Source organism: Streptococcus oralis, assembly GCF_001579175.1.
Taxonomy (GTDB): Bacteria; Bacillota; Bacilli; order Lactobacillales; family Streptococcaceae; genus Streptococcus; species Streptococcus oralis_O.
The window spans coordinates 118,237-121,066 of the sequence record NZ_KQ970761.1 but is presented as its reverse complement, the minus strand read 5'-3'; the positions used below and the strand labels follow the sequence as shown (position 1 = coordinate 121,066).

At 39.1% G+C, this 2,830-nt stretch carries 2 protein-coding genes; both read left to right on the top strand.

Translation table 11 applies throughout. The annotated features are described in order from the left end of the window. On the top strand, window positions 1–1,988 hold a 1,988-nt coding region (locus SORDD24_RS11820; protein ID WP_330997394.1), incomplete at its 5' end, for an RHS repeat-associated core domain-containing protein. A gap of 46 nt (window positions 1,989–2,034) precedes the next feature. After that, window positions 2,035–2,706, top strand: coding sequence for a TipC family immunity protein (locus tag SORDD24_RS08985; protein ID WP_231082736.1), 672 nt, complete (start codon window positions 2,035–2,037; stop codon window positions 2,704–2,706). The last annotated feature ends 124 nt before the right edge of the window (window positions 2,707–2,830 follow it).

The window sequence follows — 2,830 nt, the reverse complement described above, 5'->3', positions numbered from 1 at the left end:
ACCACCAGAAAGTGGCTAAGGACCGAGCGACCAAGGAGGGGATCGTCGTCAACCCACCAGAACTTGGAAACTTACCGGGTCAGGGAGAAGTGACCTATACCAGTCAGGTTCAGGATGTCCTCATCCCTTACACCACACGAGAGGATACCTACAACTACTACGAGGAACGCAACTATGTCAACGATGTCAATCGTGAACATACAGAAGTCCTCGAAACCTATGACCATGATGGCAAGGCTCGTGAGACCTATAGCTATGGTCAGGGTCGAGCTAGCTATCTCAACAACCAAACAGGTGACAGCTATAACTACTTGACTAACCAGTCAGGCTCTGTGACAGGCTTGACCAAGGATGGACAAGCCGTCGCCTCAACTAGCTATCATCTCTATGGAGCAAGAAAGACAAGGACAGACACGATAGGTCATACCTTTGCCTATAACGGCGAAGCTCGCGACGATACTGGACTTGACTATTTACGCGCAAGGTATTATGATAGTCAAGGAGGTACTTTCTTAACCGAGGATAGCTACCCAGGTGAGGCGACGGATCCTCTCAGCCAGAACCGCTACAGCTATGTGCAGAACAACCCCGTTAACTATACCGACCCAAGTGGGAACTTCTGGAACAGTATCAAAAAAGGCTGGAACTATGTTAAAAAGACAGCCTCTAATGCTTGGAATGGTGTTAAACGAGTCGCATCTAATACCTGGAATACGGTGAAAAGAGTGGCCTCAAACACCTGGAATAGTGTGAAGAGTTTCGCCTCCAAGGCTTGGAATGCGACCAAGAGTGCTTTCAACCACGCGACTAACTGGGTCAGCACTCAATACAATCGCGCATCGAATTGGGTTGGCAGACAGTGGAATAAGGTTCAAACAGCCTACAATAGTGCCAGTGACTATGTACAACAGAAATACCAGCAAGCACAAGCTCGTATTCAAGAACTACGCTATCAAGCAATTCGTACTGCCTATGCTGTGGCAATAGGATTTAAGGCCTCCCCTACAATCCGAGAAGGCAAGAACCTTCTTCGTAACTGGAATCCGGCTCTATTGAACACATTGAAGCATATATGTGATCCAAAAACGACTAAGGCTTCAGATAGGGCAGGAAATAAGGTCAACTCGGTTGATGATTATAGTGTTTCAGCATATGAGTTTAAACAAAATCTTAAAAAACAATATAGTTTTGATGAAGAAACTTCAGATTTATTGTGGAAATTATATAAAAACATTGAGAAAAAAGAAGGTAGAAATACCGATTATGTATACAATCGTTTAGTAGGTGGAATCATTTATAACGATGAGAATGCACAATGGAACAATTCTGTATTAGCATACTTGAAGGATATTGTTAAATGGAATGGAACTGCTGGACCAGGTTCAACAGGTGGAGCTAAAGGCTATTACAGTATAGAAGAACAAATGAACCGCTTCGGATTGTCTGGAGAGAAATATGAGATTGTCAGAGCTAGTATTCTAAAACAATATAGAGATGCCAATGAGGGGAAAACTGATATAGACTTTGCTCATCAAAGTATTACTACTGCAACTAATTTATACGATAATAAAAATCGTCTTGCGAATTTTGAAGGGCTTAGAAAAGGACATTGGGGCAATAGTCACCAACATACTAATGACCTATCTGGTTGGCTAGGAGATGTGACAATCGGTAATCCTCCAAGTATGAATATACCTGATTATAAGGCTGATCTTGATGCGGTTAATATTACATCTATCATGAAAAACCAGAGAATATCCTATGTTGCAGCTACTAATCAATACTATGATAAACTTTCTACTAATAGCTATTCAAGGGAATCTGAATTTTTAAAGAATATGGGTGGAATAGAGTATGTTAAAAAGCAAATTTATAAAGAGGCAGGAATCAATCATCAGGATAACACCCAAGCAATGGAGATGTTAAAAGAGAAGAATAATGTTGCTTATCAGTTTATCCAAGATTTAAGTAAGGAAAAAGGTAGATGAAAAAATTTTAAAAATCGTACTTATAATTTTATTAGTTTTTCTAACTTTGTTTGGTCTATATCGTGTCTATCAAAAGAATTATTATAAGAGAGTGTATGAATCTTTAAGTAATGTTTTTCTAGAGATGAACTATGCAGAAACCCATAGTGGTGTCTTACCTGGCCTCGCTGATTTTAGTAAAGCTGTTGATGGAAGTCAGTCGTTTAGAGATCCAGACTGGATAATTCCCATAGGACTTGATGCAGGCTTGTCTGAAAATGAAAGTTTAAAAGTGATTGTAGGTTTTGAAGAAACTTTTATTATTGAATACCAGCAACTATTATCTGACGGGAAATATCTTTATATTAAATATGAGTACAATGATAAGAAACTCAGCCAATCAGTCGAAATTTCAGATTCTAAATGGTCGGTAGCATATGCATTAGCTAGTTACAATATACTACACAAGGATGGGGGAAAACTAGATTTAGGGGCATATAAAGAATTATCACGTCAGTCGAAAACTGGGGACTCGATACCCAATTTTTACTTAACAAGCTCCAACGAAGTGCTTGAGTATTTAAAACCTCATGGGATTGATGAAGTTTGGATTAAAGAAAAATCCCACTTCATGCTCTATGATGTCGTTCTAGAACGCTGGTTTAAAAATGGTAGTCAACGTTACTCAGTTGATAATCTTGGGGATGTAGAGATTGTACCACTCAGTTTTTCTGAATAGATTAATCGATTTTTAGGTTCTCAGTATTTAGTTGCTCTATATTGAACGGCTATCTTCTGTTGTGATAGAAACAAGAAAAAACTCTCGGGGATGAATTTCTTCGAGAGTTTTATGTTCATACCTA